Raw genomic sequence first — 5,926 nt, forward strand, 5'->3', positions numbered from 1 at the left:
CGACATGGGCATCGAGCTGAGCGGCGACGCGAAGCAGCTGCTCGCGAAGCGCGGCTACGACCCGATCCTGGGCGCCCGTCCGCTGCGCCGGACGATCCAGCGCGAGATCGAGGACATCCTCTCGGAGAAGATCCTCTTCGGTGAGCTCCGGCCCGGCCACATCGTGGTCGTCGGCACCGAGGGTGAGGGCGAGGAGAAGAAGTTCACCTTCCGCGGCGAGGAGAAGTCGGCCCTGCCGGACACCCCGCCGGTGGAGCAGGCGGCCGGCGGCGCCGGTCCGAACCTGTCGAAGGACGCGTGAGGGCGCGGAGCGCCTGCCTGAGCGCTGAGTAGGGCTGTCGGCCCCGGGACCGCGGATGCGGGACCGGGGCCGGTGGCTTTATGCGGCGGGCTGGCCGTTGATGGTCAGGCGGTCGCCGAAGAGGTGGGGGTTGGGGACGACGAGTGGGCGGCCCCTGAGGTTGTCGACCTCGATTTCGAGGTCCGGTCCGCCCACCAGGGCCGAGAGGTCGAGAGCCTGCTCGACGTCGCGCCGCTCGTCTATGATGTGAACCTTCCGCAGCCCTGGGAAGCGGCGACGCAGATCGGGCGCCAGGGCGGGCGGTTTGTTCACTACCAGGGTGAGTAGCCGGATGCCGGGCAACCAGCCTCTCTCGTCCGGATCGCTGAGCGCCTTTTCCCACAGCCCCAGTTCGGTCAGGTGCGGCTGTCTACGCAGATGCCGGAGTGCGTGTGGCCTTGCCAGTTCCGCGTAGAGGAACAAACTCTTCAAGTTCGGCAATGTCGCAAGGCTGTGGAGCCACAGTGTGTTCGGCGAGACCACTGTCAGATGCTCAAGGTTGGGCGGCAGGTTCGGGAACCGTCCGTCGCGGTCGGGAAGCTGGTCGAGCCTCAGGGTGCGGAGGTCGGCGAGGCTCGGTAGCACGGTCAACGCTGTGGAGCGCGAACGGTGGTTGCCTAAATGAAGCGTCGTCAGGTTCAACTCGGCCAGGGCTGACAGATCTTTCAGCATGGGGCAGTACCGGATCGACAGATCTTCGATTTCCGGGTGGTCGCGTAACAGACCGATGTCGGCGAGTGAGTCGTTGCCGGAGAGCAAGAGCTCTCGCATGATGCATCCGCGCAGAGCCGTGCGGAGACTTTCCGCGTCGTAATGCCCTGAGATGAGAAGCCTGCGGATGTGCCCGAGGCGTGACAGTTGTACGAGCTGGGCATGGCGGGTGACGCGTATGCCCATGTCGTCGAGGCGCATACCCGCGAGGACCTGTTCCGCGAACTGTGGCGTGTCCAGATAGGGCCACGACGCGACGATTTCCGCGCGGACCTCCCGGGCGTCGAGTCGGCCGTAGCGCGCCAGGTGGGAAAGTCCGGCGTCGCCGAGCTGCCTCAGCACCTGTACATATCCGACGGCCTTGGCCGGGCGCAGACCCTCCGGCTCGGGAATCACGGCCAGGGCGTCCGGGCCCAGCGAGGCCAGGTGTATGGCCTCCACATCGGTGCGTGGAACGCCCATCGTCCTCAGCCTTTCCCACACCTCGTCGTGCAGGCTGTCGTCGAGTGCCCCCGCGCTCATCGCGCACTCCACGGAGAGGGTGCGCAGCGCGAACCGCGCCTCCCGTTCCCCAGCAACGTCGCCGGCGGCCACGAGGCCCGAGATCACCGCTTGGGTCTCACGGCGGTTGCAGTGCCCGATGACCAGTCGGATGACGTCCTGCCACTGTTCCTCTGCGGCGTGGTCGAGGAGTTCTTTCAGGCAGTCGGAATCCTGGAATTCCTTGGCCGCGAGGAAATCCTGGAACGTCCGGTGGATGAACTGGATGGAGTCCGGCGACCGCTCCTGGAGGAGGCCACTGCGGTTCAGCAAATGATCCATCAGGGCGTCGGCCGTGTATGCCCGGAGCTGCCGCAGACTGCGCATCGCCAATTCGATCTGGCGGACGCCCTGTTTTCGGGTGAGTTCCGTCTGCCTGTTGCGGACGAGCCAGATGGCGATGTGCTGGAGGAGCTGCTGGGCGTCCTCGGCCTCCAGCTCGATGCCCTCTGGAGTGCCGATGCCCCGGCGGACGTCGCGGTTGCCGAGGAGCATGGCGAGGGCCGAGCGGTAGAGGGCCCAGCGGGTGTGGGGGAGGAGGCCGCTGCGGCGGCGATGGAGGGCGCATATGACGGCGCAGAGGAGGGGGGTACGGGCGAGGTCGCTGAGGACCTTGTTGCGCTGGAACTCCAGGGCGAGGTTGCGTTCCAGATGGTCGAGGCGGGTGCGTTCTTCGCCGTGCTTGCCCAGGCGCGCCGCGTTGTGCCAGGCGGTGACGAACTCCTGGATGTCCGCGTCGCTCATCGGCAGCAGCTGGAGCTCCTCGAAGCCCTGCCACTCCAGCCAGCCGTCCTCCACCGCGCGCGGGCGGACGGTCGTGAGGCAGCGGGTCTGCGGATAGCGGCGGAGGAACTCGTCGAGCCACTGGCGGGCGGGGGCGCGGTCGTCGCGGGGGAGTTCGTCCAGGCCGTCGACGAGGAGCAGGACGCGGCCCGAGTCGAGCATGCGGCCGGCCCAGCCGTCGGGCATGCCGTCCTCTTGGATGGCGATGGCCGGCAGCTGTGCCGGGGAGGGGCTGGTGATGCCGAGGGCGGCCAGCCGGCGCATGGGCACGACGAAGGGGACGAGGCCGTTCAAGGCCGCGAGCTTCTTCGGCAGGGTTTGGCACGCCGCGTGGGAGGCCAGCCACCACACCAGCGTCGTCTTGCCGGCGCCCGCCTCGCCGCGGAGGATCGCGCGTGGGTGCAGGGCCAGCAAATCTTCCACGCGGCGGGGCTCTTGCGGGACCCAGGCTCCCTCCCGGTCCGGGGCAGCTTCTGCCTGAAGGCTCAGGTACGCCGTGTCCAGGTCCCAGCGCCTCTCGTGCTCACCCAGGTCGTCGAGGCCGAACACCTCCAGCCGGCTGTAGCGGGCCTTGACCGCTTTCACGTACCGCGCCTCGTACGCGAAGTCGTCGACGCGCGGGTAGTGGAGTGGGATCGCCTCGGGTCGGGCGGGCCAGTACTTCCGCAGGGCGGCGGTGAAGCCCGCCTTGCCGAGGATCTGGAAGAGCGGGACGGCCTCGATGGCGGAGTGCTGCCAGCCCTCCCGGTCCTCGGCCACCACGCCCACCAGCAGCGGGCCGGCGTACACCGGGCCGCCGGAGAGGCCCGACCAGGGCGATTCGTCCGGGCGTCTGGGAGCCGGCGGGTGGTGGTCCGTGCGCAGGACGGAACGGCCGCGCACCCGGGCGGCGCCCGGGATCAGCGTTCCGGGGACCTGGGCGACGTCCAGGTCGCCGAGTGCGGACCGTTCGACGTCCGGGAAGCCGAGGGCCTGGCAGCCGGGGACAGGCTCGCGGGTGGAAAGGACGCCCCAGCGCAGCTTGGGCAGGGCGTCGGCATCGACGAGCGGACGGTGTGCGTGCAGCAGGGCCGCGTCGCATTGCTCGGCCGCGCCGAGCCACACGACGGTGCAAGTCGTGGGCACCCAGTTGCCCAGGGCTATGGCTTCGGTGGGGGTCCCGGGGGACACGACATGCCCGCTGGTGAGGATCAGCTCCGGCGTCAGCAGGACGCCGCTGCCCTGCCGGGCGCCCAGGACCGCGACGACGCGGTCCTCCGGTGTCACTGCCCCGGCTCCGCCGTCCCGAAGTTCGACACCCCGCCCGGCCGCTGGTTGCCGACCCGCCAGCCGGTGCCGGTGCGCATGTCCTTCGGGGTGAGGGTGAAGGTGACCTTGTGGGTGCGGGAGGAGCCGCGGGTGCCGTCGACGCCCGCGTCGACGACCCAGGCGCGGACCTTGCCGGAGCCCTTGACCTCCCGGCGCATCTCGACGCCGAACTCCATGGTGATGTCGCCGACCTCGAAGCCCAGGTCCTTGCCCTCGCCCGTGGCGGCGGCGCTGGTCAGGCCGGTGCGGATGGCCTCGACGGCCTCCGCCAGCTCGATCCCGTCGAAAGCCGATGCGTCGGTCATGTCCTGGGCCCCCTGGGCGTCGCGGTGCGTGTGCGGGTGTTGACGGGGAGCGTACCGGCGGGCGGGGGCCTTTGGTCCCGAAACGGACGAGTCGGTGGTCCCTGCGCGGTGACAAGGCACACAGGGGATTTCGGGAGTACTAAGCGAATTAGCAGGGAAGCGGTCTCCGGAATCACGGTAAGAGAGACCGGAATTCCGGCGGGTGGGGGAATCCGGAGCTATTCGGTCGCTACTAGGGGAGGTCGTAGAAAGGCCACTTGGAGCGGTTCGGAAGCGGCGGTTATCAAGGTAGGGCGATCCCGGTCCGCAGCCGGGATCGATTCCTGTCTTGGAGGTTTTTCTTTATGTCGAAGCGCAACGTCTTCCGTACCCGCCGTGCCGCCACCACCCTGGCCGTCGGCCTGGGCGCGTCGCTGGCATTGGGTGCGGGCGTCGCGCTGGCCGCGGAGTCCGCCGGTCAGGGGTTCTCCGTGCTGTCCGCCGAGTCCGCGACCGCCTTCGGCGAGTCGCTGAAGGCGCAGGCCGAGACGCAGAAGAAGGTCGCCGACAAGGAGCACGCCGAGAAGGCGGCCAAGGCCGAGCAGGCCAAGCGCGCGGCCGAGAAGGCGCGGGCCGACCGTTCGCAGGTCCGTAACCTGGCCGACGCCTGGGTGAAGCCGGTCGACGGCTACGTGATCGGCCAGCCGTTCGGCAAGGACGGCAGCATGTGGGCCAACAAGCACAGTGGCCAGGACCTGGTCGTGCCCAGCGGCACCGCGGTGAAGGCCGTCCACAAGGGCGTCGTCGTGAAGGCCGGCGGCAACGGCGGCGGTGACGGCGCCGCGTACGGCAACGCCATCGTGATCAAGCACGACGACAACACGTACTCCCAGTACGCGCACCTGTCGTCCGTCGCCGTCCAGGTCGGCCAGAGCGTGACCGCCGGCCAGCAGATCGGCCTGTCGGGCTCCACCGGCAACTCGTCCGGTCCGCACCTGCACTTCGAGATCCGTACGACGCCGAACTACGGCTCGTCGGTCGAGCCGCTCGGCTTCCTGAGCGGCCACGGCGAGAAGCTCTGACCAGCAGCCGAATGAACGCCCGAGGGCGGGGAACCCACGTGGTTCCCCGCCATCGGGCGTTTCAGGGCCCTCCGGCGTTTCAGGCCGTCACTCCGCCGGGGCGAGCGTCTTGGCCGGCTCGCCCGCCGGCGCTCCGGCTCCCGCCCCCGCCCGCGCCTCAAGCTCCCTGAGCACCGCCACCTCGACGACGTCCAGCCCGCCCTCGGGGCGGACCACCGTGACGCCGCGGGCCTCGGCGGTGGTGAGGATGCCGTGCACCACCGCGGGGCTGCCGAGCAGGAACGCGAGCGGGTACAGGCTGACCTCGCAGGTCTTCTTGCGGCCGAACGCGCCGCCCCGGTAGACGATCTCGCCGGGGACGAGCACGTCCTGCACCGTGCCGGTCTCGTCCGCGCCCCGCAGGCGGCGGAAGAGGAGCGAGGTGAGGGCCTCGGCGACCCGGTCCAGGACCCAGTCGCGGCCCGGGACGGCGATCAGGACGCGGCGGACGCCCTCGAAGGCGCCGTCGATCAGGTCCTTGGTCAGCGAGCGGTAGCCGCCGACCATGCGGATCTCGACGACCTTGTCCCAGGGGATGTCGTCGCCGTCGAAGCCGACGGAGTCGGGGCCCACGCTGACCGCGCCGAACCGGTCGAGGAGCCGGAGCGGCTTCGCCAGCTTCGCCGGGACCAGCGGGTGGCTGCCGATCAGCGTGCCCAGCGACACCTTCCAGGGCCGGGTGGCCGGGGCGTCCGGAGCGCCGAGGCGTTCGAGGGCCTCCATCACCCAGTCGCCGCCGGCCGCCAGCCGGTCCCTGCTCGCGTCCGCCGCCGTCCGGCCCGCCGTGGCCGAGCGGCCGGCCGCCTCCCGGCCGGCCACCGCGGCGCGCTCGGCGGCGG

The 5,926-nt window shown here is 70.3% G+C and carries 5 protein-coding genes; 2 read left to right on the top strand and 3 right to left on the bottom strand.

Annotation, left to right across the window (positions count from 1 at the left end; all coding sequences use genetic code 11):
• Positions 1-301, top strand: a 301-nt coding sequence (locus JNW98_RS02755; protein ID WP_504754396.1) for a ClpB D2-like domain containing protein, incomplete at its 5' end; no start/stop codon positions are given.
• A gap of 78 nt (positions 302-379) precedes the next feature.
• Here the strand turns inward: JNW98_RS02755 and JNW98_RS02760 are convergent.
• On the bottom strand, positions 380-3,640 hold the full coding sequence (locus JNW98_RS02760; RefSeq protein ID WP_223766422.1) for an NACHT domain-containing protein: 3,261 nt from the start codon (positions 3,638-3,640) through the stop codon (positions 380-382).
• Positions 3,637-3,987, bottom strand: a complete 351-nt coding sequence (locus tag JNW98_RS02765) for a trypco2 family protein (protein WP_223766423.1) — start codon at positions 3,985-3,987, stop codon at positions 3,637-3,639. The genes JNW98_RS02760 and JNW98_RS02765 overlap by 4 nt, the downstream gene beginning before the upstream one ends.
• Before the next feature lie 344 nt (positions 3,988-4,331).
• On the opposite strand from JNW98_RS02765, the gene JNW98_RS02770 reads away from it, so the two are divergent.
• Positions 4,332-5,048 (top strand): M23 family metallopeptidase, encoded by a 717-nt coding sequence (locus tag JNW98_RS02770; protein ID WP_223766424.1) that lies wholly within the window; start codon positions 4,332-4,334, stop codon positions 5,046-5,048.
• A gap of 87 nt (positions 5,049-5,135) precedes the next feature.
• On the opposite strand, the gene JNW98_RS02775 is transcribed toward JNW98_RS02770, so the two are convergent.
• On the bottom strand, positions 5,136-5,926 hold a 791-nt coding region (locus JNW98_RS02775), incomplete at its 5' end, for a hypothetical protein (protein ID WP_223766425.1).

This window comes from Streptomyces huiliensis (assembly GCF_020037025.1).
Taxonomy (GTDB): Bacteria; Actinomycetota; Actinomycetes; order Streptomycetales; family Streptomycetaceae; genus Streptomyces; species Streptomyces huiliensis.